At 66.1% G+C, this 16,088-nt stretch carries 15 protein-coding genes; 5 read left to right on the top strand and 10 right to left on the bottom strand.

Annotation, left to right across the window (positions count from 1 at the left end; all coding sequences use genetic code 11):
- Window positions 1–97 precede the first annotated feature (97 nt).
- The 5 genes from E4A48_RS00815 to E4A48_RS00795 are packed head-to-tail and all read right to left on the bottom strand — an operon-like array spanning window position 98 to window position 4,983.
- Entirely contained in the window at window positions 98–1,987 is a 1,890-nt protein-coding gene (locus tag E4A48_RS00815; protein WP_142741705.1) for a type IV pilus secretin PilQ, read from the bottom strand.
- Between the two features lie 20 nt (window positions 1,988–2,007).
- Window positions 2,008–2,547, bottom strand: coding sequence for a pilus assembly protein PilP (locus E4A48_RS00810; RefSeq protein WP_142741704.1), 540 nt, complete (start codon window positions 2,545–2,547; stop codon window positions 2,008–2,010).
- Window positions 2,544–3,206, bottom strand: coding sequence for a type IV pilus inner membrane component PilO (locus E4A48_RS00805; protein WP_142741703.1), 663 nt, complete (start codon window positions 3,204–3,206; stop codon window positions 2,544–2,546). Before E4A48_RS00805 ends, E4A48_RS00810 begins: the two co-directional genes overlap by 4 nt.
- Window positions 3,203–3,925 (bottom strand): PilN domain-containing protein, encoded by a 723-nt coding sequence (locus tag E4A48_RS00800; RefSeq protein WP_142741702.1) that lies wholly within the window; start codon window positions 3,923–3,925, stop codon window positions 3,203–3,205. Before E4A48_RS00800 ends, E4A48_RS00805 begins: the two co-directional genes overlap by 4 nt.
- On the bottom strand, window positions 3,925–4,983 hold the full coding sequence (locus tag E4A48_RS00795; protein WP_039005880.1) for a pilus assembly protein PilM: 1,059 nt from the start codon (window positions 4,981–4,983) through the stop codon (window positions 3,925–3,927). Before E4A48_RS00795 ends, E4A48_RS00800 begins: the two co-directional genes overlap by 1 nt.
- 216 nt (window positions 4,984–5,199) lie before the next feature.
- On the opposite strand from E4A48_RS00795, the gene E4A48_RS00790 reads away from it, so the two are divergent.
- From E4A48_RS00790 to E4A48_RS20770, 3 genes are all read left to right on the top strand, one after another.
- Window positions 5,200–7,629 (top strand): penicillin-binding protein 1A, encoded by a 2,430-nt coding sequence (locus E4A48_RS00790; protein ID WP_142741701.1) that lies wholly within the window; start codon window positions 5,200–5,202, stop codon window positions 7,627–7,629.
- 192 nt (window positions 7,630–7,821) lie between these two features.
- Window positions 7,822–8,469, top strand: coding sequence for a hypothetical protein (locus E4A48_RS00785; RefSeq protein WP_058196294.1), 648 nt, complete (start codon window positions 7,822–7,824; stop codon window positions 8,467–8,469).
- 57 nt (window positions 8,470–8,526) lie between these two features.
- Window positions 8,527–8,661: a hypothetical protein gene (locus E4A48_RS20770; protein WP_256057770.1), complete on the top strand. Its 135-nt coding sequence runs from the start codon at window positions 8,527–8,529 to the stop codon at window positions 8,659–8,661.
- A gap of 372 nt (window positions 8,662–9,033) precedes the next feature.
- Here E4A48_RS20770 and E4A48_RS00780 read toward each other — a convergent pair whose 3' ends face one another.
- The 5 genes from E4A48_RS00780 to E4A48_RS00760 all read right to left on the bottom strand — a co-directional run bounded on the left by E4A48_RS00780 (window position 9,034) and on the right by E4A48_RS00760 (window position 14,599).
- Entirely contained in the window at window positions 9,034–10,323 is a 1,290-nt protein-coding gene (locus tag E4A48_RS00780) for a citrate synthase (RefSeq protein ID WP_003477356.1), read from the bottom strand.
- A 287-nt stretch (window positions 10,324–10,610) separates the two neighbouring features.
- Window positions 10,611–10,853 carry a type B 50S ribosomal protein L31 gene (locus E4A48_RS00775; RefSeq protein WP_039005884.1) on the bottom strand — a complete coding sequence of 81 codons (243 nt, stop codon included), beginning with the start codon at window positions 10,851–10,853 and terminating at the stop codon, window positions 10,611–10,613.
- A gap of 161 nt (window positions 10,854–11,014) precedes the next feature.
- Window positions 11,015–11,953: a nucleoside hydrolase gene (locus E4A48_RS00770; protein WP_142741700.1), complete on the bottom strand. Its 939-nt coding sequence runs from the start codon at window positions 11,951–11,953 to the stop codon at window positions 11,015–11,017.
- 96 nt (window positions 11,954–12,049) lie between these two features.
- Window positions 12,050–14,206, bottom strand: coding sequence for an ATP-dependent DNA helicase RecG (gene recG, locus E4A48_RS00765; protein ID WP_142741699.1), 2,157 nt, complete (start codon window positions 14,204–14,206; stop codon window positions 12,050–12,052).
- A 9-nt stretch (window positions 14,207–14,215) separates the two neighbouring features.
- Window positions 14,216–14,599 (bottom strand): RidA family protein, encoded by a 384-nt coding sequence (locus E4A48_RS00760; RefSeq protein ID WP_047324552.1) that lies wholly within the window; start codon window positions 14,597–14,599, stop codon window positions 14,216–14,218.
- 135 nt (window positions 14,600–14,734) lie between these two features.
- Between E4A48_RS00760 and E4A48_RS00755 the strand changes: the two genes are divergently transcribed.
- Window positions 14,735–15,727, top strand: a complete 993-nt coding sequence (locus tag E4A48_RS00755) for a hypothetical protein (RefSeq protein ID WP_260608022.1) — start codon at window positions 14,735–14,737, stop codon at window positions 15,725–15,727.
- A gap of 4 nt (window positions 15,728–15,731) precedes the next feature.
- Window positions 15,732–16,046: a hypothetical protein gene (locus E4A48_RS00750; RefSeq protein WP_009578834.1), complete on the top strand. Its 315-nt coding sequence runs from the start codon at window positions 15,732–15,734 to the stop codon at window positions 16,044–16,046.
- The last annotated feature ends 42 nt before the right edge of the window (window positions 16,047–16,088 follow it).

Here is a 16,088-nt window from a genome sequence, read left to right as displayed (position 1 = left end):
GCAGGCGCAAACGACGACGGGAGAAGCACATGCTTCTCCCGTCCTGATGTCCCCCCCGCGTTGCCTGTGCGCAGGTGCTTGGCAAGGCCTGCGCGGGTCAGCCAGCGCTGGGTGCGCGCTTGGCCACGCGCATCACCTTCGGGGTCACGAAGATCAGCAGCTCGGCCTTGCTCTTGCTGCGGCCGCGCTTCTTGAACAGATTGCCCAGGAACGGGATATCGCCCAGGAACGGCACCTTGGAGATGCTGTTGCGGTCGGTGAACTCGTACACGCCGCCGATCACCACGGTCTGGCCGTCGTCCACCAGCACCGCGGTGTTGATCTCGCGGCGGTTGATTTCCGGGATGGTGCCGTAGCCTTCGAGCACGCGGTACTGGTCGACTTCATCCTTCTTCACGTTCATGTTCAGGAACACGCGATTGTCGTCGGTGATGGTCGGGGTGACCTTCAGCTCCAGCAGCACTTCCTTGAACTGCACGTTCGGCGTCGCCGCGGTCCCGCCGGTGCCGCCGGTGATGGTGATGTAGCCGATCTCCTTGCCCTGCTTGATCACCGCCTCGCGCTGGTTGGAGGTGACGATGCGCGGGTTGGAAATGACTTCGCCACGGCCTTCCTCCTGCAGCGCCGACAGCTCCAGATCCAGGTTGAAGTTGGATCCGAGCAGGGTATAGGCCAGGCTCGGCAGCGTCGGCGCACTGGTGAAGGTGGTGCCACCCAGATTGACATTGAGCCCGCGCGTGGCCGCGGCGTTGCCACCGGTCGCGCCGCTGCCGATGGTCGCGGTGTTGTCGCCATAGGTGTGGGCGCCGCCGATGCCGAACCTGGCGCCCAGGTCGCGGGCGAAGGTATCGGTGGCGATGACGATGCGGCCCTCGATCAGCACCTGGTCGACCGGACGATCGATCACGTTGATCAGCTCGCGCATCTGCGCGATCTTCTTCGGGATGTCGCTGATCATCAGCGTGTTGGTGCGCTCGTCGGCGACGATGCGCCCGCGCGGCGACAGGAAGCCGTTGTCGGTCTGGCCGCTGCCGCCACCGCCACCGCCGCCGCCCCCCCCACCACCGATGCCCTTGGCTTCGGTCAGTGCTTTGAAGATCGTGGAGGCGCTGTGGTAGTTGATCTGAATGTAGTCGGTGCTCAGGTCCTCGCGGTTCTCGATCGCGATCCGCGCGTCTTCCTTGTCCTGCTCGAACTTGGCCAGCTCCTGCTGTGGCGCGACCCAGACCACGGCGCCGTCGCGGCGCTTGTCCAGGCCCTTGGCGCGCAGCACGATGTCCAGCGCTTGGTCCCACGGCACGTTGACCAAACGCAGGGTGACATTGCCCTGCACGGTGTCGGAGGCGACGATGTTGAGATTGGATTCCTCGGCAATCAACTGCAGCACGGTGCGCACCGGCACGTCCTGGAAATTGAACGTCACCGGGCGGCCGCTGTAGCCGCGCGCGGCGACCTGCGCCGCCGCCTGGCTGACCGTACTCGCGCTGACCGCACCCACCGCCGGCGCCGAGGTCCGCGGCGCGATCTCCACCACGTAGTCGTTGCCCGACTGGTAGGCCATCGACTCGAATGGGCCATTGGTGCTGAGCACCAGCTGCGCGCCACCGGCGTACGGCTTGGCGTCGATGCGCTGCACCGGCGTGGCGAAGTCGGTGACGTTGAGCGGATGCTGCAGCTCCGCCGGCAACGCGGCATTGCCGATATCGACCACCACGGTGTTGCCCTGGGTGCGCAGATCGGGACTGGCGCCGGCGCCGCTGAAGTGCAGGATCAGCCGCCCCGCATCGCCGTCGCCGCGCTTGAAGTCGATCTTCGACACCGTGAGCTTGGCCGGCGCCTGCGCCGTCGTCGGCGCCGCCGGCGTCGCCGCATGCGCCGCGCCCATCACCGCCGAACTCCCCAGCAGCGTCGCCAACCCCAATGCGCGTAGCCGCACCGTCGCGCCGCGCCGGATGGGACGCAGGCTCAGGGCCTTGGAAAAAGTCATCGTGCTATCCCCATAATCAATCATTGATCGTCCAGCGCCACGGCGGCCGGACGTTCCAGCCAACCGCCAGCGCCATCCGGCACCAGTTCAATCAAATCGATCCGGTCCTCGTGCACCCCGGTCACGCGGCCATCGCTCTGCCCCATGTAGATGCCGGGCCGGACCCGATAGGTCACCTTGTCCGGCGCCATCACCAGCGCCACCAGGCCACCGCCGCTGCCCAGCGTGCCGACCATCTTCAGGCCGTCCAGCGGGAACTGCTCGAGCGGTTCCTTGCGCCGGTTAGGATCCGGGCGCAGGCCGTTGTTGCCATCCGGAGTGGACCAGGCATCGCTGAACGGATCGCGCAGGCCCTGCGCCGAATATTCGAAGGTCTCGAACTGCTGCATCACCGGCAGCGGCTCCAGCGGCTGCGCCGGCCGCGCACGCACCTCCTTGACCCAGTTTTCCAGGTTCGGCGCATCGCCCGGGGTGCTGCTCGCGCCACGGCCGCAACCGCCGAGCAACGCCACCAGCGCCAGCCCGGCCAGGCACTTGAATGCCACGATCCGCCGCGTCATGCGCCACCGCCTTGCTTGGAATCCTTCTTCGCCGCGGCTGCCGCCTTCTCCTGGTCCGCCATCTCCTTGTCGTCCAGATAGCGATAGGTCTTGACCGTGCCGGACAGTTCCAGCTCGCCGCGCGCGGTGAGTCCGGCCTTCTTGTCCTTGGGCTTGAGATTGATGTCGTGCATGGTCAGGATCACCACCCGCGGCAGCGACGCCACGCCGCTGACGAAGGCACCGAACTGGTGGTAGCTGCCGACCATGCGCAGCGCGATCGGCTTCTCCGCGTAGAATTCCTTCGGCGACTCCGGACCGGGCTGGAACAGCTCGTTGGCCAGGCCGCTGGACAACGCGGTCTGCGAGATGTCGATGATCAGGTCCGGCATCTCGGTCTTGCTCGGCAGCTGCTGCAGCACCTGCTCCATCTGCGCCAGCTGCTGCTTCAGCGGCTGCAGGTTGACCGCGCGGCTTTGCTCCTTCTCGAACGAGGCGCGCAACTCGGTTTCCTTCTGCTCCAGCGAACCCAGCTCGTCGCGCTTGTCGCTGAGCAGCAGGAACCAGGACATGGCCAGGATGAACAGCGTGAGCAGCACGCAGAAGCCGATCTTGGCCTGCTGCGGCCAGTTGCCGATGTTGTTGAAGTCGAGGTCTTTTACATTGAATTTCTTGCTCATGACGCCGGTCCCTGTTGCGCTGGCGTGGCAGCCGGTGTGGCGGCCGGCGCAGCGGCCGGCGGCGTGGCGGGTGCGGTCGTTGCGGCAGGAGCGGCAGCGGCGCCCGGTGCCGGCGCGGCAGCGCCCGGCAGCGATTCGGAGGCGTCGCCCGGAACCGGCAGCTTGACCTTGAGCGTGAACACGTACGGCAGGGCCTTGGCGTCGACGATCGGGCCCTTGGCATCCTTGTCCTGCGCCTTTGCCTCGATCACCGACAGCTCCGGATTGGTCATCCAGCCCGAGCCTTCGAGGTTGCGCATGTAAGCGCTGACCCGCGCATTGGATTGCGAGCGCCCTTCCAGGGTCAGGATGTCGCCTTCCTGCTTGACCGCGGTCAACACCACGCCGTCGGGGATGGTGCGCACCAGCGAATCGAACAGATGCACCATCTGCGAGCGCTTGGCCTGCAGTTCCTCGATGACCCGCTTGCGCGCCAGCAAGCGCCGTTTCTGTTCGTCGAGCTTGTCGATTTCCTGGTTCTGCGCCTTGACCTTGTCGATCTCGGTCTGCAGATAGGCGTTGCGCTCGTTCTGCCCGGTGATCTGGCGGTCGTAGTAGAACCAGACCAGCAAGGCCAGCAGCACGCCGGCCAGCGCAGCGAAGCCCAGCATCGCGTAGAACTCGCGCTCGCGTTGCTTGCGCCGCTCCGCCCGCCAGGGCAGCAGATTGATTTTTGCCATCAGTCGAAGCTCCTCAGAGCCAGGCCGGTGGCGATCATCAGCGCCGGCGCGTCCTGCGCCAGCGCATGCGCCTGGACCTTCGGCCCCAGGGTCATCTGCGCCAGCGGGTTGGCGACCACGGTCGCCACCCCCAGTTGTTCCTCGACCATCTCCGGCAACCCGGCCAGCGCCGCGCAACCGCCGGCCAGCACGATGTGGTCGACCCGGTTGAATTCGCTGCCGGCGTAGAAAAACTGCAACAGGCGGCTGATCTGCTGCACCGTCGCCTCCTTGAACGGCTCCAGCACTTCGATCGCGTAGCTTTCCGGCAGCCCGCCCTGGCGCTTGGCCATGCCGGCTTCCTCGTAGGTCAGGCCGTAGCGGCGCATGACTTCGTCGGTCAGTTGCTTGCCGCCGAACACCTGTTCGCGGCTGTACAGGCTGCGTCCGCCGCGCAGCACGTTGAGCGTGGTCATAGTGGCGCCGATATCGACCAGGGCGACGACACCGTCGGCGGCCACCGGCAGCTCGTTGGCGACCAGCGCGAACGCGTTCTCGACCGCGAAGGCCTCCACGTCCATGACCTTGGCGATCAAGCCACCGAGCTCCAGCGCCGACTGGCGCAGCTCGACGTTCTCCGAGCGCGACGCGGCCAGCAGCACCTGCACCATCTCCGGATTGTTGGGGATGATCCCCAGCACCTCGAAGTCCAGGTTCACTTCCTCGATCGGATACGGGATGTAGTTGACCGCCTCCAGCTCGACCTGCGCTTCCAGTTCGTTCTCGTCCAGTTCGGCCGGCATCGGGATCAGCTTGGTGATCACCGCCGAGCCGGCCACCGCCGCCGCCGCATGCTTGGCGCGGGTGCCGGAACGGGTCACGGCGCGGCGGATCGCCTCGCCCACCGCCTCGACCTCGACGATGTTCTTCTCGACCACGGCGTTGGGCGGCAAGGGTTCCACGGCGTAGTGATCTACGCGGAACCGGTTGCCACTACGCGACAACTGCAGCAGCTTGACCGCGGTCGAACTGATATCGACACCGATCAGCGGTTGCTGACTTTTTGGGATAAGCCCCACGGATTTTCCCCTGCCGACGGGCACTTGGACGCCAATGTTGCGCCCGCGCATTAATAATGATTTTTTTGCAATTGGCAACCGCCCTGGCATGGCGCGACCTCCGTCACGGCATGTCACGCGGCAGCAAACCCGTCGCATCCCCGGAACCGGCCCCAGCCGTTCCCCGGCGTACTCTATACTCTGCGCCCAAGAAATCTGCAATCGGAATCTCTCTCGATGCCCCGTTTTCGTCGTTGGCTGCGCTGGGCGCTGGTTACCTTTTTCGTCCTCGCCCTGATCGGAGCCGCCGCCGCCGGCGGGCTCTATTATGTCGTGTCCTCCAAGCTTCCCGACGTGCAGACGCTGCGCCAGGTGGAGCTGCAGGAGCCGATGTACGTCTATGCCAGCGACGGCAAGCTGATGGCCCTGTTCGGCGAGACCCGACGCTATCCGATCACCATGAAGGACGTGCCGGCACGGCTGAAGCAGGCATTCCTGGCCACCGAGGACGCGCGCTTCTACCAGCACGGCGGAGTCGACTACAAAGGCATCGCCCGGGCGGTGTGGCTGCTGGCCACCACCAGCGACAAGCGCGTGCCGGGCGGCTCGACGATCACCCAGCAGGTCGCCCGCCAGTTCTTCCTGAGTTCGGAATACAGCTATACCCGCAAGCTGGCCGAGATCCTGCTAGCGCGCAAGATCGAGGCCGAGCTGAGCAAGGACGAGATCTTCGAGCTGTACCTCAACAAGAGCTTCTTCGGCAACCGCGCCTACGGCGTCGCCGCCGCGGCCGAGTACTACTACGGCAAGAAGCTCAACGAACTGAGCCTGGACGAGATGGCCTCGCTGTCCAGCATCCCCAAGTTCCCGTCCAGCGGCAACCCGATCAGCAACCCCGAGCGCGCCAAGCAGCGCCGCGACAACTACGTGCTCAGCCGCATGGCCGCGCTGGGCTTCGTCAGCCAGGCCGAGGCCGACGCGGCCAAGGCGGTGCCGATGCATGCGACCCCGCACGAGCGCCCGGTCGAGGTCGAGTCGCCCTACGTGGCCGAGCTGGTGCGCCAGGAAATGATCGCGCGCTTCGGCGGCGACGTGCTCGACAAGGGCTACCATGTCACCACCACCATCGATACCGAGCTGCAGGCCGCGGCCAACCATGCGGTGCGCCAGGGCCTGGTGATCTACGACCGCCGCCACGGCTGGAACGGCGTGGAGAAGCATTTCGACGTCGCCGCCGATGCCGACGCGGCCGCGCTGGCCAGCCACCTGGCCGGGATCAACGCGCAAGGCGGCATGCTGCCGAGCATCGTCGCCGCCACCGGCAGCGACGGCAGCGCCACGGTGGTGCTGGCCAACAAGAGCGAACTGGTGCTGCCGGTCGCGTCCAGCCGCTGGACCGGGCGCAGCCCGGCCGCCCTGCTCAAGCGCGGCGATCTGGTGCGGATCCAGGCCGGCGAGAAACCCGGCGAATGGGAAATCACCCAGCTGCCGCGCGGGCAGTCGGCGCTGGTCTCGCTGGACGCCAACAACGGCGCGCTGCGCGCCCTGGTCGGCGGCTTCAGCTATGCCGGCAACAAGTTCAACCGCGCCACCCAGGCGCGGCGCCAGCCGGGCTCCAGCTTCAAGCCGTTCCTGTACGCGGCCGCATTCGAGAAGGGCTTCAACCCGGCCTCGATCGTGCTCGACGCGCCGGTGGTGTTCCGCGATCGCCGCGGCAAGACCTGGTCGCCGCAGAACGACGGCGGCGGCTTCCGCGGCCCGATGCGCTTGCGCGAGGCGCTGGTGCAGTCGCGCAACCTGGTGTCGGTGCGCCTGCTCGACAGCATCGGCGTGGACTTCGCGCGCAAGTACATCAGCCAGTTCGGCTTCCAGGAGGCCGAACTGCCGCCCAACCTGTCGATGTCGCTGGGCACCGCGTCGCTGACCCCGCTGTCGATGGCGCGCGGCTATGCGGTGTTCGTCAATGGCGGCTCGCGGGTGGACACCTGGATGATCGACAAGGTCACCGACCGCGACGGCAACGTGCTGTTCCAGGAGCACCCGCCCACCGCCTGCCGCAGTTGCGGCAGCGTCGGCGGCAGCGCCACCCCGGCCAGTCAGGTCGTCGACGGTTTCAACTTCGGCAGCGCCGCGCCGCCATCGCCGCCCAAGCCTACGGCGACCGCCGCCGCGACCCCGGCCGAGACCGCGCCGGCGACCGATCCCCAGGCCAAGGTGGCACCGCGCGCGATCGACGAGCGCACCGCCTACCAGTTGGTCTCGATGATGCGCGACGTGGTCCAGCGCGGCACCGGCACTGCGGCCAAGGTCCTTGGCCGCGCCGACGTCGGCGGCAAGACCGGCTCCACCAACGACCACCGCGACGCTTGGTTCTCCGGCTTCGGCGGCCCCTATGTGACCACCGTGTGGGTCGGCCGCGACGACTTCCGCTCGCTCGGCTACCGCGAGTACGGCGGCAAGGCGGCGCTGCCGATCTGGATCGAGTACATGCGCGTGGCGCTGAAGGACAAACCGCTCGCCAGCAACGATCCGCCGGCCGGCATGGTCCAGGCCACGCTCAACGGCGCCACCGAATGGGTCAAGGTCGAGGACATGGACCGCATCCAGGAGTTCGACTACGGCCTGCAGGACCAGAAGACCGACGACGCGGCGTTCGATATTTTCTGACCGACGTTCGGGACTCAGGACCGGGGGACTCGGCACTCGGAGGGTCCTGGGGCAGAGGCGGCGATGGCTGGCGGACGCTGCGTAGCCGGACGATTCGGTCGGAATGCAGCCTCGCCCGGCGCGTGACAGCGCTGCATGCCGGCGTCATCGCGCTGTTGTACAGTCGGGGCAGGCTTTGAGGGAGGCGGCCCCATGCACCACGCTCGGCAACATGCCCAGACCCGCACGCACGAACGCCGCCGTCGGCTGGCCCACGAAGCCGCGCGGCTGATGGCCGAAGGCGGCTTCCGCGACTTCCACCAGGCCAAGCTGAAGGCTGCAGAGCGGCTCGGCATCCATGACGACGCCTCGCTGCCGCGCAACCGCGAGATCGAGGATGCGCTGCGCGAATACCAACGCCTGTTCGCCGGACCCGACCACGCCGGCGGTCTGCGCCTGCGCCGCGAGGCCGCGTTGCGCGCGATGGACTTCCTGCGCGGCTTCGCGCCGCGCCTGGTCGGCGCGGTGCACGACGGCACCGCCGATGCCAATAGTCCGGTACAACTGCACCTGCACAGCGACGACGCCGACGCGGTCGCGCGCTTCCTCGAGGAACACCGGATCCCGGCCGAATCGCGCACGCGCCGGCTGCGTCTGGACCGCGAACGCAGCGAGGACTTCCCGGTGTGGCTGTTCGCCGCCGAGGAGCTGGCCTTCGACCTGACCGTGCTGCCCTACGATGCGCTGCGCCAGGCGCCGCTGTCGCAGATCGACGAGAAGCCGATGCGGCGCGCATCGGAAAGCCAGCTGCGGCAGTTGCTGACCGAACAAGACATCGCCACCGACCGGCCGTGCCGCTGAGCACCCGCCTGCGCCGCGCTCAGCGCACCGATGCTTTCGCGCCAACGGCCCCGCGGCATGCCCGCCATTGCGCCCGACTCCATCGTCGTCAATGCCTTCTACGCGCTGCTGGAACTCGACGGCATCACGCGCATGCATGACACCGACAGCCAGGCGCTGGTGGCGCAGATCGACATGCCGGTCGATCATTAGCGGGCTTCTCGGTGCTGGATTCCGATCCATGCCAGCGTCACGGCGGTCGCGAGGAAAGCGTGGGGACTGCAGTCCCTCTCACAGCGTACTTAGCCGACCAATCGCTAGCCTCTTTGTAGGAGCGGTTTCAACCGCGACACTGGCAACGGCAAGATATCGGACTTCGAAAGCCTCCGGGGGCTGAAGCCTTTCCTACCTAGAACCATGCACGCGGTTGTAGAGGACACACAACAGCGGATGGCCATCGCCATCAAGCGCGCCACGCCGGGCCTTGCTACCGCAGCCAGACTGGCCGCCGCATCACGGTCCCGCCCATAAAAAAACGCCCCGCGAAGCGGGACGTTCGATTGCCACAGCGCAGCGGCAGCGGGCTCAGCGCTGGCCGTCGGCCTTGTAGTCGCGCTTGTCGTAGCCGGTGTAGATCTGGCGCGGACGGCCGATCTTCATTTCCGGATCGACCTGCTGCTCCAGCCAATGCGATACCCAACCAGCGGTGCGCGCGATGGCGAACATCACCGTGAACATCTCCACCGGAATGTTCAACGCCTTGTAGATGATGCCCGAGTAGAAGTCGACGTTCGGGTACAGCTTGCGCTGCACGAAGTAGTCGTCCTTCAGCGCCGCCTCTTCCAGCTTCAGGGCAACTTCCAGCAGCGGATCGTTGACGCCCAGTTCGCCCAGCACCTTATGGGTCATTTCGCGGATGATCTTGGCGCGCGGATCGAAGTTCTTGTACACGCGGTGGCCGAAGCCCATGAGACGGAAGCTCGAGTTCTTGTCCTTGGCCTTGGCCACGGCGCTCTCGACGTTGTCGGCGGTGCCGATCTCTTCCAGCATCTTCAGCACGGCTTCGTTGGCGCCGCCGTGCGCCGGACCCCACAGCGCGGTGATGCCCGCGGCGACGGAAGCATACGGATTGGCGCCGGTGGAACCGACCAGACGCACGGTCGAGGTCGAGGCGTTCTGCTCATGGTCGGCATGCAGGATGAACAGCAGGTCCAGGGCCTTGGCCACGACCGGGTTCATCTCCAGCTGCTCGCTCGGCACTTCGAACATCATGTGCAGGAAACGCTCGACGTAGCCGAGATTGTTGCGCGGGTAGCGGATCGGCCAGCCGATCGAATAGCGGTGCGCCGCGGCGGCGATGGTCGGCACCTTGGCGATCAGGCGGATCGCGGCCAGGCGCCGCTGTTCCGGATCGTCGAGGTCCAGCGTGTCGTGGTAGAACGCCGAGAGCGAGGCAACGCTGCCGGCCATCATCGCCATCGGATGCGCATCGTGACGGAAGCCGCCGAGGAAATTCTTCAGCGACTCGTGCATCATCGTGTGATGCGTCACTTCGTGGTCGAAGGTCTTGAACTCGTCGGCGGTGGGCAGCTCGCCGTTCATCAGCAGATAAGCCACTTCGAGGAAGTTGGACTTCTCGGCAAGCTGCTCGATCGGGTAGCCGCGGTACAGCAGCACGCCGTTGTCGCCGTCGATGTAGGTGATCGCCGACTTGCAGCTGGCGGTCGCGGTGAAGCCCGAGTCGTAGGTGAACAGACCGGTTTCTTTGGTCAACTTGGAAATGTCGACGCAATCGTTGCCCAAGGTGGGTTTGAGTACCGGCAGAACGACCGACTTGTCGCCGGCATTCAGCGTGACCTGATCAAGATCGGACACAGTGTGCGCTCCTCAGTGGAAGGCGCCTGTCCGTACTTTGGGAACAGACGCGTGAAGGAAGTCCACGGCAATTACCACGGATTTCGCCATTATCGCACAGCAACATTTGAGTCGTCGCTCGGACTGAAGCGGTCGCGCGCCGGTGCGGTGGCGACACGGCGCTGCACCCTCGCCGCCGCCAGGACAGGAGAATTTACGCCGGCTGCGACAGCCGGGAAGCAATGCATCGGGGAGGACAAAAAAAGCCGCGCGGGGCGCGGCCTTCTTTTACCACTTCGACCGTTCGATCAGCGCGCGTAGCGCCTCTGGAACTTGTCGATGCGGCCGCTGGTGTCCGTCCTCTTGTTATTGCCCGTGTAGAACACATGGGAAGCCGAAGAGATTTCGACCTTGATCAGCGGATATTCTTCGCCGTCCTCCCACTTGACCTTATCCTTCGAGGACATGGTCGAACGGGTCAGGATCTTGAAATCGGAGGTGACGTCTTGAAACACGACGTTGTGATACTTGGGATGGATGTCGGCCTTCATGGGCTCGCACCGTAGGGGGCTGCTGGACAAGAGGAAAACTATAGCAACTCACCCGGCCTTCGCGCAAGGAGAACTTTTGCGGAATTCACGCCACCAGGATGCGCTGTGCCGACGCAGCGCTCCAGGCGCTGCCGCCCGCGCAGACGGCCGCGATACCCGGTTCAGCAGGCGCCAACCGCCGCGCGCGCCAGCGCCTGGAAGCGGGCCTGGTCGTAGCGGATCAGCATGGCCGCGTTGTCGGCCAGGCCGAGCCGGCGGTTCCAGTCCACCACGGTGGCGCCGCGACTGTGGACCCCGGCCAGTTCGACCTGCAGCGGCCGCGACTGCACCTCCAGCGCGGCCTCGGGTTGCAGCGCCCAGGCCATCGCCAGCGCATCGGCGGCGTACCAGTGCGCGCCGCGCGAATCCTCCGACCGCCGCCGGGTCTTGCGCGAGATCGCCTCGTAGAAGCGCGCCTTGTCGGTGTCCGCGGCCAGCCACTGCTCGACCTCGCGATGCGGCAGGCCATGCGCGACGGTGGCCTCCCAGTCGGCGACCTCGATATGCGGGAACCCGGAAAACACGATGTGTGCCGCTTCCGGGTCGAAAGCGATGTTGAACTCGGCGGCCGGGGTGATGTTGCCGTGGCAGGTGATCGCCCCGCCCATCACCACGAAACGGCTTACCCGCTGCGGCAGGGTCGGATCCAGCTTCAGCGCCAGCGCGATGTTGGTCAGCGGACCGAGCGCGACCAGCAGCAGCGCGCCGGCGTGCTGGTGCGACAGGCGCAGGATCGCCAGGGCCGCGTGCTCGCCCTGCGCGGCGCACACCGCCGGCACCAGGCCGACATCGCCGAAACCGTCCACGCCGTGTACATGGGCGGCGTCCACCGCCGGATGCAGCAACGGATCGGCGCAGCCGGCGAACACCGGCACGTCCTCGCGCCCGGCCACCTCGCACAGCTTCAGCGCATTGCGCACGGTGTGCTGCAAGCCGACGTTGCCGGCGGCGATGGTCAGCCCGACCACGTCGTGACGGTCGTCGGCAAAAGCCATCAGCAGGGCCAGGGCATCGTCCACGCCGGGATCGGTATCGATCAGCAGGGGAATCTTGTCGCGCATGCGGGATTCTTCATTGGTCCGTTCGTCCGCCGAGTCTGGCATTGCAGCGGGGGAGTTGGAAGCTCGGGACTCGGTAGTCCCGAGTCCCGGCTCCACCTAAGCCGCCGCAAACCGCGCCGCGCCGCCCACCCAACGCGCGATGATGCGATCGGCCAGCCCCGGCGACTCGGCCAACAGCCGTTCGGCCAGCGCCTGCACCCGCGGCAGCAGGCCGGCGTCGCGCGCCAGGTCGGCCACGCGGAACGCGGCCAGGCCGGTCTGGCGGGTGCCGAGCAGTTCGCCGGGACCGCGCAGTTCCAGGTCCTTCTCGGCGATGAGGAAGCCGTCGTTGGTCTGGCGCATGGTCTGCAGCCGCTGCCGCGCCATCGCCGACAGCGGCGCCTGGTACATCAGTACGCAGCTCGACGCGGCCGCGCCGCGTCCGACCCGGCCGCGCAGCTGGTGCAACTGCGCCAGACCCAGGCGCTCGGCGTTCTCGATGATCATCAGCGAGGCGTTGGGCACGTCGACGCCGACTTCGATGACCGTGGTGGCGACCAGCAGGTCGATCTCGCCCTGCTTGAACGCGCGCATCGCCGCCTGCTTCTCGGCGCCCTTCATGCGTCCGTGCACCAGGCCCACCTTCAGCTCCGGCAGCTGCGCCGACAAGGCGTCGTAGGTGGCCTGCGCGGCGCTGGCGTCGATGCGGTTGCCGGCACCGCCGCCCTGCCCCAGCGCCGGCTTGTCGCCGCCTTCGGCTTCGTCGATCAGGGTGCACACCCAGTACGCCTGGCGGCCTTCGGCGCAGGCCACGCGGATGCGCTGCACCAGCTCCGGGCGGCGCTCGGCGCTGAGCACGATGGTCTGCACCGGGGTGCGTCCGGGCGGCAATTCGTCGATCGCAGACACGTCCAGATCGGCATAGGCGGCCATCGCCAGCGTGCGCGGGATCGGCGTGGCGGTCATCACCAGTTGGTGCGGCACGCCGGCGCCGCTGGCGCCCTTGTCGCGCAGCGCCAGGCGCTGGTGCACGCCGAAGCGGTGCTGCTCGTCGACGATGGCCAGGGCCAGGTCGTGGAAGGCCACCGCCGCCTGCATCAGTGCATGCGTGCCGACCACGACTTGCGCCTCGCCCGAAGCGATCTGCGCCAGCACCGCGGCACGCGCCTTGCCGGTGACCTTGCCGGCCAGCCAGGCGACGCGGATGCCCAGCGGCTGCAGCCAGGCGCGCAGGTTCGCAAGGTGCTGTTCGGCGAGCAGCTCGGTCGGCGCCGCCAGCGCCGCCTGCTTGCCCTTGTCCACCGCCAGCATCGCCGCCAGCGCCGCGACCACGGTCTTGCCGCTGCCGACGTCGCCCTGCACCAGACGCAGCATCGGCGAGGGCTTTTCCAGGTCGGCGCGGATCTGCGCGAACACCCGCTGCTGCGCGCCGGTGAGCTGGAACGGGAGCGACTGCTGCAGGCGCTTGGCCAGCAAGCCGCGCCCGCGCAGCGACGGCGAACGTTGCCGCTGCAGGGCGATGCGCTGGCGGCGCAGACTCAAGTGATGGGCCAGCAGTTCTTCCAGCGCAAGACGCTGCTGCGCCGGATGCAGGCCGGCGGCGAGCGCGCCCAGATCGGCCTGCGGCGGCGGCCGGTGCGCGATCAGCAGCGCGCTGCGCAGCGACGGCAGGCCCAGTTCGGCGAGCATCGCGGCCGGCAACAGCTCCAGCGACGCTTCGTCGGGCAGACGGTCCAGCGCCTGCCCGATCAGCTTGCGCAGCGTCGCCGGGCCGATGCCCTCGACCGCCGGATACACCGGGTCCAGGCTGTCGTCCAGGCCCGCGGCCTCATCGCCGCCGAGGATCTGGTAGCTCGGATGCACGATCTCCAGGCCGTGCTGGCCGGGCTTGGGCGTGCCGAACGCACGCAGCCGCGCGCCCAGCGCGAACTGCGCCACCTGCGCGGCGCGGAACTGGAAGAAGCGCAGCACCAGCGTTGCGCGCGAGTCGTCGGCCACCGCCACGCGCAGCATCGGCCGGTAGCGGAAGCCGCGATCCACCGCCTCCACCCGAACCTCGACCTGCGCCGGGATCCCCGGCTGCAGCGCCGCCACCGGGGTCAGCCGGGTGCGGTCTTCGTAGCGCAGTGGCAGGTGCAGCCACAGGTCCTGCAGGGTCAGCAGGCCGCGCGCGGCGAACTTCTCGGCGACCTTCGGGCCGACGCCCGGCAGCGCCGACAACGGCGCCTGGCCTGCCGCCGACAGCGCCGGCGCCGGAACCTGCACGCGCGGCACGGGCGACGGTCAGTCGAGCACCATCACCGCATCGACCTCGAAGCCCACGCCTTTCGGCAGCGCAGACACTTCGACGGTGGAACGTGCGGGGAATGGCGCCTGGAAATAGTCCTGCATCACCGCATTGACCTGGGCGAACTGGGACAGATCGGTCAGGTACAGGCCCAGCCGCACGATCCGGTCGAGCGAACCGCCAGCCGCCTCGGCCACCGCCTTGAGGTTGTCGAAGGCGCGGCGCGCCTGCACGCCGACATCGCCGGGCACGACCTCGCCGGTGGCGGGATCCAGCGGGATCTGCCCGGAGAAATACACCGTGTTGCCGGCGCGCACCGCCTGCGAATACGGACCGATCGCGGCCGGCGCCTGCTCGGTGTGGATGATCTGGCGGGACATGGCGGCTCCAACGGAAGAATGGGTGGGTATTTTACTCGGGCCACCACCGCCTGGGGACATTGCGATTCGCCAGCCAATCGCCCAGACTCGGTCATGGGGCAATCATGCTCCATTGCTAAGCACAAGGAGTGCACAGTGAAGAAGTACGCGATCACGACGGTTTTCGCGGGGGCTTTCGCTTTCTCGTCTTCAGCTCATGCGGCTGCAGTAATCTGTAATGACTGCAACCCAGGGAAGAAGCAGACCATGTCGCGTGAACTCGGCATCGGAAGTCACTATCTCTGGGACTTCAGGAACCGAACCATGTACCACATGGTTGTATCGGGTGATGGGCACACAGTTCCGATGTCTGCTCCTGCCGCAGACTACCTTCGTGTGTCGTCAGATCCGAGGCTCACGATCTCTGCGGGGCAATTAATCGTCAAGGAAGTCATGTTGACGCCTGATGAGAAGAACGGCTTGACTGCCAGCCTTGCTTTATACGACAAGAACGGCGGCTCCCCAACCGTCATTGGCAATCTACAAGTTCCAGAAAGCTTCTCTATTCCTGCCTCTGTAGCCAAGACCGTGGCCGTCGCCAAGGTCACTGCTCAGGCTGATGGGACGCGGCCAATGACCGCCATGGATGCCGTGACGACACCTGCCTACCGAGACGCTGCGGCCAAAGCTGCGTTGAGTATGAACAATCTGGGGCCATTCTGGTATTTCAGAGAGCGAATGCGAGTAGCAATCTCAAGCTTTACAAGCGCCATCAGCCTGGGGTACATCCAGACGCCCATTAAAATTATTGATAACATTCAATTCCGAGACGGGTCGTTTTTCAGAGTCGAATGGAATCCGTCGTCCAAAGACTATTACTACGCAAAGGGATCTGCGATAGACGCTGTAGGCAATGCAATTCCCGAAACAATAAAAGATGTCACTGGCGAGGAAGGCGGAACACGAAACTATGTCTATCCCAATACGCCTGCGGCTCAGGGTGCTGGGACGGAGATGATTGACCATATTTCCGACCTGGGCGTTCGCTGGAATGGACCGAGCAACGTGACAGTAAACACGAGTTACATGGTGGCCTGCAGCTACACTCCCAGCGGAGCTGTGTGCGAGATACATCTCCTAACGAATTGATCATATGAATACCCAGACCAAACTGAAAAATGCTCTCGCGATACGGGCTTTTCTGTCGCTTGTTGGGGGAGTCATCCTTTGTCAGGTCGGCGAGTCATTGGGGGAGGCGGAGCACTCTTCGCACACGTTCAATTGGTACTTCATCGCGTCATGTGTGATCTACGCATTGGTGCCAATCGGAATCCTTCGGACGATTCAGCGTAGTCAGTACTTCTTCTCCAAATGGTCGTATCCTGTGACGCTCAGCGTGGCCACGCTGCTAGCACTTGGTCTGGGCTTGGCCTTTTCTTTCGGGCTGCTCTATATCCCGCCCCCTTGAGAAAGGGGGGCTTTTGATTAAGCGTGTTATGACTCTTTCGGC

The organism is Xanthomonas translucens pv. cerealis (genome assembly GCF_006838285.1).
GTDB lineage: Bacteria > Pseudomonadota > Gammaproteobacteria > Xanthomonadales > Xanthomonadaceae > Xanthomonas_A > Xanthomonas_A cerealis.
Note: the sequence above shows the minus strand (reverse complement) of the source record. Positions and strands in the feature narration are given on the sequence as shown.

What these genes read in the sequence shown, in the direction of transcription:
- E4A48_RS00800 (WP_142741702.1), bottom strand. Translation starts at nt 3,925, where the DNA reads ATGGCAAAAATCAATCTGCTGCCCTGGCGGGCGGAGCGGCGCAAGCAA.
- E4A48_RS00785 (WP_058196294.1), top strand. Translation starts at nt 7,822, where the DNA reads ATGCACCACGCTCGGCAACATGCCCAGACCCGCACGCACGAACGCCGC.
- E4A48_RS00790 (WP_142741701.1), top strand. Translation starts at nt 5,200, where the DNA reads ATGCCCCGTTTTCGTCGTTGGCTGCGCTGGGCGCTGGTTACCTTTTTC.
- E4A48_RS00770 (WP_142741700.1), bottom strand. Translation starts at nt 11,953, where the DNA reads ATGCGCGACAAGATTCCCCTGCTGATCGATACCGATCCCGGCGTGGAC.
- E4A48_RS00775 (WP_039005884.1), bottom strand. Translation starts at nt 10,853, where the DNA reads ATGAAGGCCGACATCCATCCCAAGTATCACAACGTCGTGTTTCAAGAC.
- E4A48_RS20770 (WP_256057770.1), top strand. Translation starts at nt 8,527, where the DNA reads ATGCCCGCCATTGCGCCCGACTCCATCGTCGTCAATGCCTTCTACGCG.
- E4A48_RS00750 (WP_009578834.1), top strand. Translation starts at nt 15,732, where the DNA reads ATGAATACCCAGACCAAACTGAAAAATGCTCTCGCGATACGGGCTTTT.
- E4A48_RS00805 (WP_142741703.1), bottom strand. Translation starts at nt 3,206, where the DNA reads ATGAGCAAGAAATTCAATGTAAAAGACCTCGACTTCAACAACATCGGC.
- E4A48_RS00760 (WP_047324552.1), bottom strand. Translation starts at nt 14,599, where the DNA reads ATGTCCCGCCAGATCATCCACACCGAGCAGGCGCCGGCCGCGATCGGT.
- E4A48_RS00815 (WP_142741705.1), bottom strand. Translation starts at nt 1,987, where the DNA reads ATGACTTTTTCCAAGGCCCTGAGCCTGCGTCCCATCCGGCGCGGCGCG.
- E4A48_RS00810 (WP_142741704.1), bottom strand. Translation starts at nt 2,547, where the DNA reads ATGACGCGGCGGATCGTGGCATTCAAGTGCCTGGCCGGGCTGGCGCTG.